Origin of the sequence: Pseudofrankia coriaricola (genome assembly GCF_001854805.1) — a bacterium.
Taxonomy (GTDB): domain Bacteria; phylum Actinomycetota; class Actinomycetes; order Frankiales; family Frankiaceae; genus Pseudofrankia.
The window spans coordinates 151,582-167,284 of sequence record NZ_MBLO01000223.1 but is presented as its reverse complement, the minus strand read 5'-3'; the positions used below and the strand labels follow the sequence as shown (position 1 = coordinate 167,284).

15 protein-coding genes are annotated in these 15,703 nt (G+C 68.5%); 3 read left to right on the top strand and 12 right to left on the bottom strand.

Features of this window, described 5'->3' with window-relative positions; genetic code table 11:
* Positions 1–45: 45 nt before the first annotated feature.
* The 7 genes from BCD48_RS27830 to BCD48_RS27795 all read right to left on the bottom strand — a co-directional run bounded on the left by BCD48_RS27830 (position 46) and on the right by BCD48_RS27795 (position 7,545).
* On the bottom strand, positions 46–471 hold the full coding sequence (locus tag BCD48_RS27830) for a hypothetical protein (RefSeq protein WP_071051343.1): 426 nt from the start codon (positions 469–471) through the stop codon (positions 46–48).
* A gap of 739 nt (positions 472–1,210) precedes the next feature.
* Complete coding sequence (gene eutC, locus BCD48_RS27820; RefSeq protein ID WP_071051341.1) at positions 1,211–1,981, bottom strand: ethanolamine ammonia-lyase subunit EutC; 771 nt, start codon at positions 1,979–1,981, stop codon at positions 1,211–1,213.
* Between the two features lie 101 nt (positions 1,982–2,082).
* A complete protein-coding gene (eutB, locus tag BCD48_RS27815) occupies positions 2,083–3,543 on the bottom strand; it encodes an ethanolamine ammonia-lyase subunit EutB (RefSeq protein ID WP_071051340.1) in 1,461 nt (486 codons plus the stop codon).
* 60 nt (positions 3,544–3,603) lie between these two features.
* Positions 3,604–4,947 (bottom strand): NAD(P)/FAD-dependent oxidoreductase, encoded by a 1,344-nt coding sequence (locus tag BCD48_RS27810; protein ID WP_198543420.1) that lies wholly within the window; start codon positions 4,945–4,947, stop codon positions 3,604–3,606.
* Positions 4,940–5,830: an amino acid ABC transporter ATP-binding protein gene (locus tag BCD48_RS27805; RefSeq protein ID WP_283240620.1), complete on the bottom strand. Its 891-nt coding sequence runs from the start codon at positions 5,828–5,830 to the stop codon at positions 4,940–4,942. The genes BCD48_RS27810 and BCD48_RS27805 overlap by 8 nt, the downstream gene beginning before the upstream one ends.
* Positions 5,827–6,567 (bottom strand): amino acid ABC transporter permease, encoded by a 741-nt coding sequence (locus BCD48_RS27800; RefSeq protein WP_071051339.1) that lies wholly within the window; start codon positions 6,565–6,567, stop codon positions 5,827–5,829. The genes BCD48_RS27805 and BCD48_RS27800 overlap by 4 nt, the downstream gene beginning before the upstream one ends.
* A 36-nt stretch (positions 6,568–6,603) precedes the next feature.
* Complete coding sequence (locus tag BCD48_RS27795) at positions 6,604–7,545, bottom strand: substrate-binding periplasmic protein (protein ID WP_198543419.1); 942 nt, start codon at positions 7,543–7,545, stop codon at positions 6,604–6,606.
* Positions 7,546–7,570: 25 nt separating this feature from the next.
* On the opposite strand from BCD48_RS27795, the gene BCD48_RS27790 reads away from it, so the two are divergent.
* Both BCD48_RS27790 and BCD48_RS27785 read left to right on the top strand, forming a co-directional pair.
* A complete protein-coding gene (locus BCD48_RS27790) occupies positions 7,571–8,971 on the top strand; it encodes a CdaR family transcriptional regulator (RefSeq protein WP_198543418.1) in 1,401 nt (466 codons plus the stop codon).
* Positions 8,972–9,452: 481 nt separating this feature from the next.
* Positions 9,453–10,007, top strand: a complete 555-nt coding sequence (locus BCD48_RS27785) for a Uma2 family endonuclease (RefSeq protein WP_071051337.1) — start codon at positions 9,453–9,455, stop codon at positions 10,005–10,007.
* Between the two features lie 599 nt (positions 10,008–10,606).
* Here the strand turns inward: BCD48_RS27785 and BCD48_RS27775 are convergent.
* Complete coding sequence (locus BCD48_RS27775) at positions 10,607–11,794, bottom strand: FAD-dependent monooxygenase (protein WP_071051335.1); 1,188 nt, start codon at positions 11,792–11,794, stop codon at positions 10,607–10,609.
* Positions 11,795–11,896: 102 nt separating this feature from the next.
* Between BCD48_RS27775 and BCD48_RS27770 the strand changes: the two genes are divergently transcribed.
* The gene (locus BCD48_RS27770; protein ID WP_071051334.1) at positions 11,897–12,826 is read left to right on the top strand and encodes a TetR/AcrR family transcriptional regulator C-terminal domain-containing protein; all 930 of its coding nucleotides are present in this window, start codon (positions 11,897–11,899) and stop codon (positions 12,824–12,826) included.
* 145 nt (positions 12,827–12,971) lie between these two features.
* Here the strand turns inward: BCD48_RS27770 and BCD48_RS27765 are convergent, their stop codons facing one another.
* The 4 genes from BCD48_RS27765 to BCD48_RS27750 form a co-directional block, all read right to left on the bottom strand.
* A complete protein-coding gene (locus BCD48_RS27765) occupies positions 12,972–13,307 on the bottom strand; it encodes a TfoX/Sxy family protein (protein ID WP_071051333.1) in 336 nt (111 codons plus the stop codon).
* On the bottom strand, positions 13,304–14,014 hold the full coding sequence (locus BCD48_RS27760) for a type 1 glutamine amidotransferase domain-containing protein (protein ID WP_071051332.1): 711 nt from the start codon (positions 14,012–14,014) through the stop codon (positions 13,304–13,306). Before BCD48_RS27760 ends, BCD48_RS27765 begins: the two co-directional genes overlap by 4 nt.
* 148 nt (positions 14,015–14,162) lie before the next feature.
* A complete protein-coding gene (locus BCD48_RS27755) occupies positions 14,163–14,753 on the bottom strand; it encodes a TetR/AcrR family transcriptional regulator (RefSeq protein ID WP_071051331.1) in 591 nt (196 codons plus the stop codon).
* A 399-nt stretch (positions 14,754–15,152) separates the two neighbouring features.
* Entirely contained in the window at positions 15,153–15,689 is a 537-nt protein-coding gene (locus BCD48_RS27750; protein ID WP_131804115.1) for a hypothetical protein, read from the bottom strand.
* Between the last annotated feature and the right edge of the window lie 14 nt (positions 15,690–15,703).

Below are 15,703 nucleotides of genomic sequence, written 5' to 3'. Positions count from 1 at the left end.
CGGCGCTTGGTCCGGGCATGAATGGTCGCGGCTAGCTGGCTGCGGCTAACTGGCCTGAGCGGCGGCGGCGTCGGCACGGGCCAAGGTCGCGTCCAGGACGGCGAACTCGGCTTCTTCCACGGCCGCCATGGCGAAGTCGATCGCGTAGACAGCGTCGTCCTCGGAGTTTTCCGCTCGCCGCTCGGCGCGGTTGGTGTCGCGCTCGGCCCGCTTCTCTTGGGCCTCAGCGCGCAGGGCGCTCACGTGGTCCTTCCAGCGGCCCTGGATCTCGCCCCACCGGTCGGAGGCCTCCCTGGCGGCGCCGGCGGCCTTTTCGCGAAGCTCGCTCGCGTGCCGCTCGGCATTCGCACGAGCTTGGTCGACTCTGGTTTCCAGCTCCTCGCGGGCCTGCTTCTCAGCCGCGTCCGCGGCCTCCTCGGCAGCCTTGGCGCGCGTGGCGAGGTCGGCCAGCTGCTCGGACAATCGAGTCATAGCGCTCCCTCTTTCCTCTGACCCTTCCTGCTTAATTCGGATGGCAACAATCATAACGCCAGGCTCGACGCGGCGCGCGTCGACCCGCGCCCGGGGGACTGGCGCGGCCTTTATCCTCATATACGCGATTTCCTGGAGGCCTTTTGACCTTGACTGGCCGACAGCCCGCGCCGTTTGGCGAACTTCGCGAGCGCACGCTGGCCGTCGGCGTTCGGGTGCACCGCTGGTGCGGTGCCCGGCCCCAATGCGGCGGAACAGTGGGATGCCCGCGGCGGTGACCGTGCCGGCCCGGCACCGCATATCAGGGCCGAACCCAGGACAGGGCACCCAAAAATGCCTATCCGCCGATATCCGATCACGGTCTGACCGGGGATCTCTATACTGCGGCTATGGGTGCCCGAAATAGGGCTCTATCAGGATTCCTGCCAGTATTCGTGGATCGGGCCGCCGGGCCGGTCCCGTCGGATCACCGCTGCCGTGGGTTTCGGCGGCGGGCTGGCCGCGACGGGAGGGCCGCCAGGGCCTTGGCCGGTCCCGTCGGGGTTCTTCGGTTCGATCGCCGACCACGCGCGCTCAACCCGGACGGGGTCATGGCGTCCGCGATGCGCCGCACGATGCGTCGGTCCTGCGTGATGTTGCTGACGATGGCCTTCGCGGTGCGCGGCGCGCGCGGGGCGTCCTGGACAGCCGCGGCGGCCTGCTCGGGGTCGGGCGCTTGGCGGCGGAGGCCCAATACCGTTCACGGCGCGGTCCCCACCGAATCGGAATCGAGGGGTCCGCGCCGGTCTGGTTCTTTGAGGGTGATGCCGCTGGCGCCGGTGGCGCGCATTGCCCGGATGAGCGCGATGATGCGGCTGACCGCATCGGGGTGGGCGATACCGCGGGGGTGGATGTTCGAGAGGAGGTTGCGGTCGGCGTCGGTGTGGTGGGCGCGAGGCCGCCAGGCGAGGTAGGCGGACATGCTCTGCGCGGTCGCCAGCCCAGGACGCTCGCCTATGAGTAGGACGACGGCTTTGGGATGGAGGATTTCACCGACGTCGTTCATGATCCCCACGCGGCAGTGGTTGACCGCGAAGGTCTGTCCGATCGACCATCCGGCCTGGTCCGCGGCGTCCAGCAGGAGTGGAAGCAGGCCGGGCACCTGGGCCTCGATCGCGGCGGCGGACAGCCCGTCGCCAATGACGACCTGTAGATCAGTGTCGTGGGGGCAGCGTGCGGTGATGGTGTCGCGTGCGATGGAGGACAGCCGTCGACCCCTGTCGGGGCGACGAAGGTATTGGGTGCGGTCGTCCGCGGCGGAATCGACGGCGAACAGGCCATATCGTTCGGCGAGCGGGGCGAGGGGGCCGCTGGTGAGAGTGAGGTTGGCGGTGACGGCGTCGCGAGCGGCGGCGTGGTCGGCGCGCAGAGCGAGCAGCTGGGCGGTTCCGTAGGAGGTGCCGATGCGTCCGACGAAGATCCGGGCGGGGGTGACGGCGCGGACGCGCCGCGCCAGTTGGGTGACATCCACGCCAGCACTACCGGTAGCCGGCTCGATGTTGGTGGGGGTCGCCGCGCCTGGCGGAGATGGAGCTGGAGTCCGGGGCTGGGGTCGAGATGGGCTGGGGGTCGTCACATCGCTCCGCCCGGTTGACGCCTCGGGTGGTGAGTGCCGATGGCCGCCGAGGGTGTGGCCTGTAGCAGGGCGGCGTCGAGGCCGCCGGCCAGGGTGGCGGCGAGCTGGCCCGCGGGGTCGGTGAGCCGGCCGTCGCGTAGTAGTCCCTTCTCCGTGAGCCAGGTGGTGAACTCAGGCGCGGGCGACAGGCCGAACAACTCCCGTATCCCGGCGGCGTCATGGTAGCTGGTGGACTGGTAACCAAGCATCACGTCGTCGGAGGCGGGGACGCCCATGACGAAGGTGCATCCGGCGGCGGCAAGCAGGATGAACAGATCGTCGTTGGTGTTCTGATCGGCCTCGACGTGGTTGGTGTAGCAGACATCGATCCCCATCGGAAGCCCGAGCAGTTTGCCCACGAAATGGTCCTCCAATCCCGCCCGGATGATTTGCCGGGCGTCCGCGAGGTATTCCGGGCCGATGAAGCCGACCACCGAGTTGACGAGGAACGGATCGTAGGCGCGGGCGACTCCGTGCGCACGGGCTTCGACAGTGAGTTGGTCGATGCTGTGGTGCGCGTCCGCGGACAACGCGCTGCCCTGGCCGGTCTCGAAGTACATGACCTGTTCGCCGACGAACTGTCCCGCTCTGGTGCGGTGGTGGGCGAGTACGGCCTCGCGGCCTTCGGCCAGCAGGTCCAGGCTGATGCCGAAGCTGCGATTGGCTTCCTCGGTTCCGGCGACGGACTGGAACAGCAGGTCGACCGGGGCGCCTGCGTCCAAAGCGGCGAGTTGGGTGGTGAGGTGGGCGAGCACGCAGGTCTGGGTCGGTAGATGTAGGTGGTCGATCAGGCCGGCGAGGCCGCGCAGGATCGCGGCGGTCCCCGTGACGGACTCGGCGGCGGGGTTCACGCCGATCATCGCGTCGCCGCAGCCGTAGAGCAGCCCGTCGACGGCGGATAGCAGGATGCCTTCGACGTCGTCGGTGGGGTGGTTCGGTTGAGTCCGCACCCCCAATACCCCCGGCCCGCCCATCGTGTTGCGGCATCGGGTGGCCGTACGCAATGGTTTTGCCCCGGTGATCAGGTCCCTGTCGCTCATGATTTTCGCGACGGCGGCCGCGATCTCCGGAGTGACCGCCCGCGCCAAACCGCCGGCGGCCCAGGTTTCCGGGAACCCGGGCGCGAGGATCATCTCTCGGAACTCTCCGATGGTACAGGCGGCGATCGCCTGGAAGCCGACCGTGTCGTGACTGGCCAGAATCAGGTCGGTGACAGCGTCGTCGACGAGCGGGTTCGCCACGATCTCGGATAGTGGTACGTCCGCCAATGCCAGCTTGGCCGCCACGCGCTCCCGGGCGGAGCCCGCGGCGATCTCCGCTAGTTGATCACCTGACTTCTCCTCGTTCGCCTTCGCCATCACCTCCCGAAGATCGGCGAAGACGAACCGTTCACCTCGCACGGTCGCGCGGTAGGCCACGTTGCCTCCCTTCGGCGTGGATGGCGACCCTTGCGCGCACCGCCGCGCGCGTCCGCGGCGTCACCGGAACCGGAACGGCGCGAGCTCCTGGGGCCGCCGGCCGGTGAGCAGGAAGTCGGCCAAGGCCCGGCCGCTGGCCGGTGCCAAGGTGACGCCCAACATGCCGTGCCCGGTCGCGACATACGCATTGTCGTAACCCGGTACCCGGTCGAGCACCGGGAGGCCGTCGGGGAGCAGCGGGCGACCGCCGACCCAAGGGTCGTGGATCAGCCTGGGCAGCTCCTCGTGATCGTCGAACCAGCGGCCGAGGTAATGGCGGCTGCCGCGAGCGATCGCGATAATCCGCCGCCAGTTCAGCTGCCGGTTGTCGCCCGACAGTTCCATCGTTCCCGCAAGCCGGGTCGCCGCCCCGAACGGCGACGCGACGATCCGACGGTCGGCGAAGTACAGCGCGTGCCGGGGGGCGGGGTCGAGGTCGACGCCGAAACTGTAGCCCTTGCCCGCCTGCAAAGGGAGTCGGTGACCCAACTGCCGCAACAGCCGGTGGGACCACATGCCTGCCGCGATCACGACCGCGCTGCAGGCGATCTCGCCGATGCTGGTCTGGACGGCGGCGACCCGGCCGGCCAAGCGGCGAAATCCGGCGACGGTGGCGCCTTCGTGGATCTGGCCGCCGGCCTTGCGGACGACAGTGGCGAGCGACCCGACCAGCCGGCGCGGGTCGAGCACGCCTTCACCGCGTACCAGGTACGCCGCCTGCACCTGCGGCGACAGTGCGGGGTCGAGGCGGTGTGCTTCGTCGCCGAGCACGATCTCGTCTGGCACCTCATACCGGCCGGCCGCCATCATCCGTTGCATCTCGAGGTACCGCGACGCTTCCTGTGCGGACAGGAAGGCGTGCACGAGCCCGGGACGCCGCAGCGTGGTTTCGACGCCGGCGTCGGCGAGACCGCCGAACAGGTCGAACGTCGTCCGGTTCAGCTCGGCGATCGCCGCGTAGCCGCGCCGGAACGTGCGTTCGTCGGTGCTACGCCAGAACCGCCACAGCCACGCGAGGAACCTGGGGTCGGCGGAGGGACGCAGGTAAAGAGGTGATTCGGGGCGTCCCAGTGACCGCAGCCCGTAGCGGGTCACGCCGGGGGCGGGCACCGGCGCGGAATGGCTCAGGCATACCCAGCCGGCATTGGCCCAGGACGCGCCGGAGGCCAGCTTGACCCGTTCGGTCACGACGACCGGCACCCCGGCGTCGGCCAGGTAGTGAGCCGTACACAGGCCGACGACACCGCCGCCGATCACGACGACCGGCTTGTCCTGCCGGATCCGCTTGTGCGCGGCCGAGGCCGGATCTGCCTGGTCGAACTGGTCCGTCGCGAGTCCCGGAGCCGGCGCGGCCATCTCAGGCATCGGGCTGGGCCGCGGCTTCGTTGGACAGGAATGCCCGCGTCCTCTCCTGGCCAGGACGGTCGAAGATCTCCTCGGGCGGACCCTGCTCGACGATCCGGCCGCCGTCGACGAACACCACCCAGTCGGCCACGCCGCGGGCGAACGGGAGTTCGTGGGTCACCAGGATCATGGTCATCCCGTCCTGGGCGAGTGCGCGCATGACCTGCAGGACCTCGACCGTCGACTCCGGGTCGAGTGAGGAGGTGGGCTCGTCGAAGAGAAGGATGGATGGCCGGAGCGCCAGGGCACGGGCGATCGCCACCCGCTGCTGTTCGCCGCCGGACATCTGGTCGGGGTAGGCGAGCCCGCGGTGGGCGAGACGCACCCGGCGCAGCAGACTCACGGACCGTTCCAGCGCCGTCCGCGAGGGTGTCCCGGCCCGCACCTGCGCGAGCATCACGTTCTCGACCGCGGTGAGGTGCGGGAACAGGTTGAATCGCTGGAACACCATGCCCACGGATCGCCGCAGCGCGGCCAGGTCCGGACAGACCACCCGGCCGTCGGCGAAGACCGCCTCGCCGTTGACCTGAATCGACCCGTGGTCGGGTCGTTCCAGCAGGTTGATACAGCGCAGCAGCGTGGTCTTCCCACCCCCGCTCTGACCGATGATGCTAAGGATCTTGCCGCGGGGCACGGTCAGATCGATGGCGTCGAGCACCACGCGCCCGTCGAACGACTTGCACAGGTGCTCGATCCTCACGACGGGGGTCGCGCCAGCGGACTGGCTCTCCTCGGGCACGGCGTCGGCAAAGGTTTTGGATGCGGGTTCGGCTACCTCGGTTGACGGGCTCGTCGCGACGCCGGTCTCCTTGCGCGCTTCGAGCGCTGCTTCGATGCGGTTCACGCCAGTGCCTCCTCCTCGGTCAGCAGCGCCGCGGCGGTGCGTAGCAGTCGCCGTCTGCGCGGCGAGATCGGCAGGCCCGCGTGCACTCGCCGCTCAATCCACAGCAGGCCCTGGGACAGCGGGTAGCACAGCGCGAAGTAGACCCCCGCGATGACCAGGTACACCTCGAGCGCCCGAAAGGTGGCCGAGGTGATCAGTCTGGCCTGGGACATCAGTTCCGCGGCGGAGATGGTGACCAACAGGGAGGTCGACTTGAGCAGGTCGACGAGCATCGTGTTCGTGCCCGGCAGGGCGAGCCGAAGCGCCTGCGGAAAGATCACTCTGGTGAAGGAGTCCACTCGCCGGAGCCCGAGCGCCTGGGCCGCCTCCCGTTGCCCATGGTGGACGCCTCTGATTGCCGATCTGAAGGTCTCGGACAGGTAGGCGGCGTAGAAGAGGATGAGACTGGTCGTCCCGGCCTCGAACACGTTGAGCCGCACGCCGACCGACCCGAGACCGAAGTAGGTCAGGAAGATGATGGCAAGCAGCGGAACGTTCTTGAAGACTTCCGTGTACACCGTCGCCGGCAGCCGAACCAGCCGCACGGTGCTCACCCGCATGAGCGCTACGAGCAGGCCGAGCGCGGCCGCTCCGGCGAAGCCGACGACAGTGTACTCGACGGTCCGCTGCAACCCGTCGAACAGCGTTCCGTAATAGTCGGACCACGGGACCTTGAATGGGCCGGACGCCAGGTGCATCGGATCTCCTTCGATAGTCAGCCGCGCTTGTACGGCTCAGATGGATGGTGGTGCCCAGCCGTCCGGGCGGTCGACGGCGGTACGAGCTGAGGCCATCCCCGGCGACGGCTTGAGGAACTGGTCCGGGTCCGCGCCGTACTTCTTCGCCAACGTCGTCAGCTCGCCGTCGCTGTACATCGTCCGGATCTGCGCCGAGATGGCCTTTTCCAGGGTCGAAGCTTTCTTCGGCAGGTAGAAGCCGGTCATGTAGGGGCGGAAGTAGTCGTATGCGGGATGCTCGGCCACGTCGGCGTCGCTGGGCGGGGTCAGGTACTCCGTGGTGACATTCATTCCGGGCCGGGCCTTCTGGGCGGCCAGGATTATCAGCGGGTCAAGAAAGCCCACGTCGATCCGGCCGGCCGCGAGGTCGTCGAGAACCCCGTTGGCGTCCGGGTAGACGTGTAGCTTCGCGCCGGGCACCTGCTGAATGGCCTGAACCCAGACGTAGCCCTCGACGGTGCCGAGGTTGAGCCCTTCGAGATCCTGGACGTTCTTGTAGGTCTTGCTGGACCGTACCGCCATCGCCGGCGGTGAATAGTACGGCGGATCCGTAAACAGGCCGGACTCCTGCCTTTTCTTGGTCCAGGCCACGCCGCCCACGGTGATGTCATACCGGCCGGCCTGCACCCCGGCGAGCATGCCCGCGAAGTCGGTGACCTCGACCTTCACTTTCAAGCCGAGTCGAGCGGCAACGGCGTTGATGATGTCGGCGTCGAAGCCGACCATTGTGTCGCCCTTCGCCTCCGTGTAGGGAGCGTAGGGTTCGATAGCGACCGTAAGGACTCCGGACTTGATCGTGGGAAGGCTGTTGCTCGCGGCTGGAGAACTCCCAGTTGAAGTGCTCCCGTCCGAAGACGAGCAGGCTGTGATGAGCACGGTCGTGGCCAGTCCGCAGGCGAGGGCCGCCAGCCGTAGCCGGGCGGCGCGAAGAGGGCGCACGGGCATCTTCACCTTTCAGTGATTATTGACGAACGACGCACAGGAAGACACAGATGGAATCAACGGGACGTGTGTTAGAGGCACCCTAGAGGGCCGTCGTCCAGGTGTCACTGGACGTACCCAACGAACCACCGCCTTCCATCAGGTCGGTGGATGTATGGTTCGTACAGTTGTGATGCGCCTGTCCACGGAAGTGACGATGTTGACACCCTCGGTCGCCCAGGAGATCGCGCGCGAAACAAGCGCGGTCATTGGTTTTAACGTCCTGATCACAGACAACGATGGGATCGTTATCGGCAGCGGCGACGTCGACCGGATCGGCTCCTTCCACGAGGCGTCCCTCGAGGTCGTGCGGACCTTGCGACCCACCAGCCACGGTCCCGACGCGGCGGTCCAACTCGTGGGAGTGCAGCCGGGCGTAACCCTTCCGATCATGCTCAACCGAGAACCCGTCGGCACCGTCGGGATCACCGGCGAGCCGGACCAGGTCGAGCGGTTCGGCCGCCTTGTGCGTCACCAGACCGAGATCCTGCTGCGCGAGTCCCTACTGCTGCGGTCACGATTGCTGCGGAAGAGCGCGATCGAGGACCTGATACGCGATCTCGCTCACTACGACCCCCAGGTCACCGAACCGGACTTCATCGCGTTCAAGGCCAGCGAGCTGGGATACGACCTCCGGTTGACGCGGGCCGTCGTGGTCATCGACGTCGACGTGGCTGGTAATCCCAGCCACGTCGACGCGCATGGCGACGACCCCCTGGCGCCGGAACCCACGACGCTGCAGGCCGCTATCCTGAGAACGGCGCACCGGGCATTCCCCGACGCCCAGGACCTGATTGGCACCACTGCCTCAGGGCGCTTCGTCGTACTCCACCGACTTCCCGCCACCGCCCCAGCGTGGGACGGACCCTGCAACGTCGCCGAGGACCCGCCGCGACGTCTCCTGGTGACCTGCCGCGCCCTCGCCAGCGATCTGACGAGTTCCTCCGTTACCTGCAGGATCGGCGTCGGAGGGTACGCGACCTCGGTGTCCGGGCTCCACGACTCGTATCGCGACGCCACAAACACCCTGTACCTCATGCGTCGACTTGGCCGCCACGACCGGGTCGCGCACATCGACGACGTCCGCGTCCCCGACCTGTTGGCGACCGTTCCGCCGGCCGCGCGAAACAGGTATGTGCGTGCTGTCGCCGGTCCGCTGCCGGATCACGCCGAATGGCGCACAATCCGAAATACCATCGCGGCATGGTGCGAGTCGGGCTTCAACCTGGTCCGCGCCGCCGCCGCTCTGCACGTTCACCGCAATACCCTCGTGTACCGCCTCGACAAGATCGAAAAACAGCTGGGGGTCGCCATCCGCGATCCGCGCGCTGGAATCCGTCTTTACCTCGCGTGCCTGGTCGACGAGATAGATGAGGACCGTTGACAAAGTTGCCCGTCGGCTGGGCGTGGGGTGCCAGAACTCGACCTGGGCCTGTGACCTGGCCTGATTCGACGACTGGGCGGTCGGCATGATGGCCAGCTGTGTCGGTGCTGCGGGTGCCGACAAATCAAACCGGTCTTGCTCGTCATCGCCGGCCGTATGTCCACCGTGCGCGCATGCGACCGGATCGTCGTCCTCGACGACGGCCACTGACCCCCGCTGGCACTCGCGAGGGAGTCCTCGGCACCTGTCCCGCTGCCGCTGTTTGTCATCTATGGACCTTGATCCGGTCCGTACCCGATGGCGCCCGGCGCGCGGTCGACTACTGCCTACAGCTCCACCAGGAGCAGTGAGGTGCTGCCCGTAGCCGGTGCTGTCGGTGCGGACGATGTTCGTCGGTGCTCGGGCCTGACGGCGCTAGGCTGGTGCGTAGGGATCGGGCCTGTCTGGTTCTTCGGGAAGGAGGCGCGCCATCACTGCGGAGATGATCGCTCCTGCCTGGATGCACCAGCAGATCACGGCGGAGCAGTACGACTCCTGGTCCGATGAGCAGTGCGCGGGCATCGAGATCGTGGACGGGATGGTCGTCGTGAGTCCCAGCGCGTCCAAGCGCCACAACAGGCTGATCAAGGTCCTCGCGGTCGCGTTGGAGGCCGCTGCGGGGCCGGACTGGAACGCGGACTTCGACTTCGACGTCCGGCTTCAGGACGTGCCGCTGACAAATCGACGTCCGGATGTCGTCGTGTACCGTGCCGACACGATCGACATCATGCCGGCCCGCCCCGGGCACATCCTGCTTGTCGTCGAGGTCGTCTCGCCTGGTTCTGAGACGACCGACCGGATTGTCAAAGCCGAGCAGTACGCGCGAGCTGGGATCTCGTACTACTGGCGGGTTGAGCAGCCTCCGGCCAGCGTCCCGGTCGTCTACACCTACGTCCTCGACCCGGCGTCCGGGACCTACCGCGACGGTGAGGTCTTCACGGGCGTCGTCGACGCCGCCGCGCCCTTCCCGGTCAAGGTCGATCTCACCCGGCTGTAGCCACATGTGCGGACGTCCGGACAAGGCAGCCGGCAAGACCGCGGCGATGCGCACCCCGACCGTCATTGCCACCGCCGCCGGCGAGGGCGAGGACCGCGACGCTTGGCCCATGCGGAGACGGGCGTTGTCAGGCGCGCATGGGCGGCGAAGAAGGGCTGTCCGCCGACCGGCCTCCCGGTCGACGGGACCGTGGCAGCGGCTGGAAGTCACGTGGGCTGGTGAGTTCCGGCCGCGCGGATGCGCCGCCGACCCCCGGAGGGCTGATCCTCGCGATTCAGGCCGCGGCCGCGGACGAGTCGGCGGCCTTGCGAGGTTCGGCGATGTAGCGGCGGGCGGTGCCCTCGTGCAGGTCGAGGACGGGAGCGAGGCCGCGGGCAGCTCGGGGGTGTGGTCGCGGGAGTGGTTGGTCGTGGTGTCAGGCTGATGATCGGGATGGGTGTGGGTGTCGGACCGGTGTGGGCGGTTGGTGTGGCCGGGTCGGGTGTGGGAGTTGATCAACCTCCCCTTTTCCGCCAGAAACGGTGGACGGGCGGGTGGGAAAGAGTGGAACTGTTCGCCCATCGAGCGCTTGCGATCGGCTTGTTGTCAATAGATCACCGTCAGTAGTCCTTCAGTGCGATCGCGTCGGCCTTCTGGAATTGCTTGGCGGCGAGCGTGCGCATCGGCCAGCGGGTCATCATGGTCATCGAGAGGTTGCGCATGCGGATCATCAGCGCGCTGTTCGGCGCGAAGCCCTTCATGCCACCGGGTGGCAGGGTCTGGCACTGCTTCACATAGACGCGCATCTCATCCTGGTACCGGGCGAACGCCGCCTCGTGGTCGTCCGGTGTCGCGGACAGTTCACCGGCGAGCACGTAGGCGGCGACGAGCGCCATCGCGGTACCGAGCCCTGCCAGCGGCGAGCCGCAGTACCCGGCGTCGCCGAGCAGCACCGTCCGCCCTCGGTACCACTGTCCCATGTGGACCTGACTCAGCGAGTCGAAGTAGAAATCCCCGGCGCCGGGCATCGCGGCGAGGATCTGCGGTACCAGCCAGCCCACTCCGGTGAACTTGGCGCGCAGGATCTCCTGCTGGGCAAGCGCATCGCGCCAGTCGTAGTCCAGCGGCGGGGAGGTGAAGCTGAGCATCGCCTTGGCCGTGCCGCCGTTCTCCGGCCGGATGCCGGCGACCAGCCCGCCCGGCGCGCCGTGCATGAGGAACCAGTGGTCCAGGTTGCCCGGGTTCGGGACCGTGAAGTAGGCCATGTACCCACCGAGGTGCCGCACGAACTCCTGCTCGGGCCCGAAGGCGAGCCGGCGTATCCCGGAGTGCAGCCCGTCCGCGCCGACCACAATGTCGAACCGCCGCACGGCACCGCTGGCGAACGCCACCTTGACGCCGTCCCCGTCCTCGGTCAGCCCGGTGATCCGGTCGTCGAACACGTATTCGGTGCCGTCGCGAGTGGCGTCGTACAGGATGCGGGTCAGGTTGCCACGCATGATCTCGATCTCCGCGACCATGCCCTCGCCGTCGAACAGGTCGGCTGGCATCCTCGCGGTCCACCGGCCGCGACCGTCCACATAGGCGAATCCGCGCTCGTCGACGCGCTCCGCCCGTACCGTGTCGAGAAGCCCCATCCGCTCGACCACCTCGCGCCCGGCTCCGCGCAGGTCCACGGCGTGCCCGCCGGGTCGGGGCGCGGGCGCGACCTCCACGACCGTCGGTGCGAAGCCATGCCGCCGCAGCCAGAACGCGAGCGCCGGCCCGCCGATGCCTGCGCCCGAGATCAGTACCGTCCGGTTGACCATTGCTGTGCCTCCTCGTTGCGTACGCTGTACCAACCTTTGCGCACACCGTACGTGTGCTAGTCAAACCACTTGGTGTACTAGTACGGGAGGGGGGAGCGATCGATGACTCAGCCTCCGTACCGGCGCATCGCCGAAGAGATCCGCGCCCGGATCGCCGATGGCGAACTGCGACCTGGCGACCCGGTGCCATCGGCACGCGGCATCACCCGCGAGTGGGGCGTGGCCCTGGCCACCGCGACGAAGGTGCTCGCGACCCTGAACGCCGAGGGGGTGACCCGGTCGCTACCGGGTCGGGGCACGGTGGTCGCCGGCTCGGCCGTACCCGCCCAGCCGGCGAGCGTGTCGGCGCGCGGCGCGCGCCGACACGAGGGCGATTCCGACTTGACCCGCGAGCGGATCGTGGCGGCAGCTATCCGGGTCGCCGACGCCGAGGGCCTGGCGCAGTTGTCCATGCGGCGCATCGCGACCGAGCTGGGCGCGGCCCCGATGTCCCTCTACCGCCACGTCAACGGCAAGGACGAGTTGCTGGTGTCCATGATGGACAGCGTGCTCGGCGAGGACCCCCTGCCGGCCCGACCGCCCAAGGGTTGGCGAGCCCAGCTGGAACTGTCCTCCCGCGTGCAGTGGCAAGGGTTCCGCCGCCACCCGTGGCTCGCCCTGGCGCTGTCCGTCACCCGCCCGCAGCTGATCCCCAACGGGATGCGACACACCGAGTGGGCGCTGCGCGCGCTGGACGGGTTGGGCCTGACGATCCAGGAGATGATGCACGTCCACACGACGCTGTTCAGCCACGTGCGCGGCCTGGCCCTCAACCTTGAGGCTGAGGCCCAGGCCGAGCAGGACTCGGGGCTGACGAGCGACGAGTGGATGCAGACCCAGGAGCACGGCTTCCGCGTCATCGCCGGTACCGGCGACTTCCCGCTGCTGAATCGGTTGGTCAACAGCGAGATGGAGCTGGACCTGGATCAGTTGTTCGAGTTCGGCCTGGGCCTCCTGCTGGACGGGCTGGAGCGGCACCTGGCCGGACGGTGACTCAGCTCGGCACGTTCCACCGCTGGTCCGCGCCGCCGGTGCAGTCCCAGATCTGCAACGGATGTTCCCGTGGCCCCGGGAACGGGACTGGCTGGTCCGCGGGCATGTGTTGGAGATATCGGGCTGGCGGCGACGGCGGCGGCAGTCACGTCCGGGCCTGTGCGGGGAGCTTGCTGATCGTGTGGCGGATGAGGGTGGTCAGGGCGTCGCGGTCGTCGAGCGTGTCGTCGGGGACGCTGTAGTAGGCGCGGACGGTGACGGTTTTGCCGGCAGCCTGGTAGGTGAACGGCCGGCTGCCTGCTGCCTCCCATGCTGGCCGGTCGCCGGGCGGGATTTTGACGTAGAGAGCGTCCATGATCATGGCGACCTGGCGGCCGGTGTGGCACAGCGCCCAGCCGCCGAAGAACCGGCGCAGCGTCATCCCGCCCAGGGACTCGACCTGATCGAGGACGTGCTGGGCGAGGTTGTGGTGCCCGCTCACGGCCGGGTCGGGGCTGTCCGTGCCGGCCGCGGCGTCTCGATCAGGAGTTCGGCGACCTGGGCAGAGGAGGCGGGGTTCTGCCCAGTGACGAGCTGGCCGTCCCGGAGGGCATGCGCGACGAACGGTAGGCCGGCGGTGTAGCGGGCGCCGCGGGCGCGTAGCCGCTGTTCCAGGGAGAAGGGGACGAGGTCGGTCGCGGCGACGAGGTCTTCCTCGGTGTCGCTGAACGCGGTGAGGGCACGGCCGTCGACGAGCGGACGTCCCGCGATGGTGAGGCCGACGAGCGCGGCGGCACCATGGCAGACCGCCCCAATCGTCCCGCCGCGGGCGAGGACATCCGTCAGAAGGGCGGCCAGCAGCGGGTTGTCGGGGAAGTCCCACATGGTCCCGTGGCCGCCGGCCAGGAACACGCTGTCGACGTCACGGGGGTCCAAGTCGTCCAGCGGCACGGTCGCGCCCAGCTGGGCAAGGGCGTCGGAGTCGGCGCGGAAGCGGTCGACCGCGGGGGTCACGGCTGCCGGGGCAAGGCTGGCGGGATCGGCCGGCGGCTGGCCGCCTGCGGGCGAGGCCAACGTGACCTGGATACCGGTGTCGGCGAGGACGTAGTACGGGGCGGCGAGTTCCTCATACCAGAAGCCGGTGGGACGGTCGGTGTCGCCGAAGCGGGCGTGCGAGGTGAGGACGAGGACGGTTCGGGAACTGGACACGGGGTGCCTCCAAGCGGACGCGGGCGCGCTGAAGCGGACGGCGACAGAGTTGATCAACTGGCGGGGTGGCCGCAGCCGGCCTGCCAGGCATACGTAGTCGTGGGTCCACGACGCCGCCGGGGGTAGACGGGTTCGGTGGGTGGCGGGGTCAGCCTGGTTTTTCGCGTAGCGCGGTGACGATGTCGTTGGTGACCTGCCGCAGCCGTGCCGGTTCGGCGCCGGAGCGCACCAGGACCAGCACGCCCTGGTAGTCGACCAGCAGCCGCAGCCCGAGACGGTCCGCGCGCCGGGCCGCCGGGATCTGGCCGGCCGCTTGGGCGCGTTCGACCGCGCCGGCGAGGCCCCGTTCAATCTCGTCCAGCCCTCGCCGCACGCCGCGGTTCGTGAGCTCGTCGAGGGCGTAGGACTCCACCGCGCTGTTCGTCACCAGACAGCCCGGGTCACGGTCTAGGCCGGTCTCGAACGTCGAGGTGAAGTAGCTCCGGATGCCGGCGAGCGGGTCGTCGACCCCGTCGAGGTGCTCGGCGATCCGGCGGCGAACCACCCGGTCGATATAGGCGTCCAGCGCGGAGCGGAAGATCTCGTCCTTGTTCCCGAACGTGCGGTGCAGGCTGCCCGGGTGCAGCCCGGTGGCGGTCTCCAGATCCCGCAGCGACGTGGCGTGAAAACCCTGGCGGCGGAACAGCTGCATCATCGTCAGCAGGACCTCGTCCGAGTCGAACAGCTGCCGCCGGCCCATCGCCACACTCCATAGTTGGTCGATCGACCACAAATCTAGCGGCATGGCTGGACCTGTCAACCCTGTACCTGCCGAAAAATACGTCCGGGCAGGTCAGGCCGCATGTTCGTACTCGTGCAGGATGCCGCCGAGCCGGTCGCGTCGGCTGGATCGAGCCACTGTTCCCCACGCGCTCGGCCGCGGCGGTCCACCCCCAATGAGCTCGGTGAACGCGCCATGGCCGACGCCGTCCTGCGCGTCACAGGCACCGCCGGCGGCTGAGCACCGCGGGCTCTGCCAGCGAGGGCGGCGCGCGGGAACCGGAGCTCAGCCTTCCTCACGCGTGACGCGGTCGGCCGTGATCCTTTCTCCGGGCAGGGGAGAGCCAGGAAACGTGACCTCGGGACGCGAGCACCGCGGTCAGAAGTCAATGACCCCTCGTTGGTAGATGAAGTCGATCGAGGCGAACTGCTCCCCGACCCGTTTCAGGGACTTGTCCACGACCACCACGGTCACCGAGTGGTACTCGCGGTCGTTCCCGATCGGGTTCGCCCGCGGAATGCTGTCCAGGACCAGCGCCGGGCTTTTCGTGATCCACACCTTCACCTGCTTCAGGAACTGCTCGCGGGAGCACGTGGGCAGGTTCCGGCAGGACTCCGGGACGAGCTTCAGCACGTTCTGGCCCGGCCGGATGGTCGGCTGGTCCAGGAATACCGCGAACTGGTCTCCCGGCCGGGCCAGGCTCCCCGCGGTCCAAGTGATCTTCATGGGCAGCTCCGACACCGTCGACGAGGCGCCCGGGCTGGTGATGCGGATCTGCCCTCCGGTGAAGACCAGACCGGTGACACGGCAGCCGGTGAGGACGCCGGCCGCCACGGCCAGCGCGAGAGCCAGGGCGGAAGCCCTGATGACCGGCCGTACATTCCAGTGGATATCCGTCTGCTGTCGTGCCGTCATGCCGTCGCACTCCC

What these genes read in the sequence shown, in the direction of transcription:
- BCD48_RS27755 (WP_071051331.1), bottom strand. Translation starts at nt 14,753, where the DNA reads ATGGGCCGGCGGCAGCTGTTCGACTCGGACGAGGTCCTGCTGACGATG.
- BCD48_RS27750 (WP_131804115.1), bottom strand. Translation starts at nt 15,689, where the DNA reads ATGACGGCACGACAGCAGACGGATATCCACTGGAATGTACGGCCGGTC.
- BCD48_RS27785 (WP_071051337.1), top strand. Translation starts at nt 9,453, where the DNA reads ATGATCGCTCCTGCCTGGATGCACCAGCAGATCACGGCGGAGCAGTAC.
- BCD48_RS27810 (WP_198543420.1), bottom strand. Translation starts at nt 4,947, where the DNA reads ATGCCTGAGATGGCCGCGCCGGCTCCGGGACTCGCGACGGACCAGTTC.
- BCD48_RS27800 (WP_071051339.1), bottom strand. Translation starts at nt 6,567, where the DNA reads ATGCACCTGGCGTCCGGCCCATTCAAGGTCCCGTGGTCCGACTATTAC.
- BCD48_RS27775 (WP_071051335.1), bottom strand. Translation starts at nt 11,794, where the DNA reads ATGGTCAACCGGACGGTACTGATCTCGGGCGCAGGCATCGGCGGGCCG.
- BCD48_RS27830 (WP_071051343.1), bottom strand. Translation starts at nt 471, where the DNA reads ATGACTCGATTGTCCGAGCAGCTGGCCGACCTCGCCACGCGCGCCAAG.
- BCD48_RS27770 (WP_071051334.1), top strand. Translation starts at nt 11,897, where the DNA reads ATGACTCAGCCTCCGTACCGGCGCATCGCCGAAGAGATCCGCGCCCGG.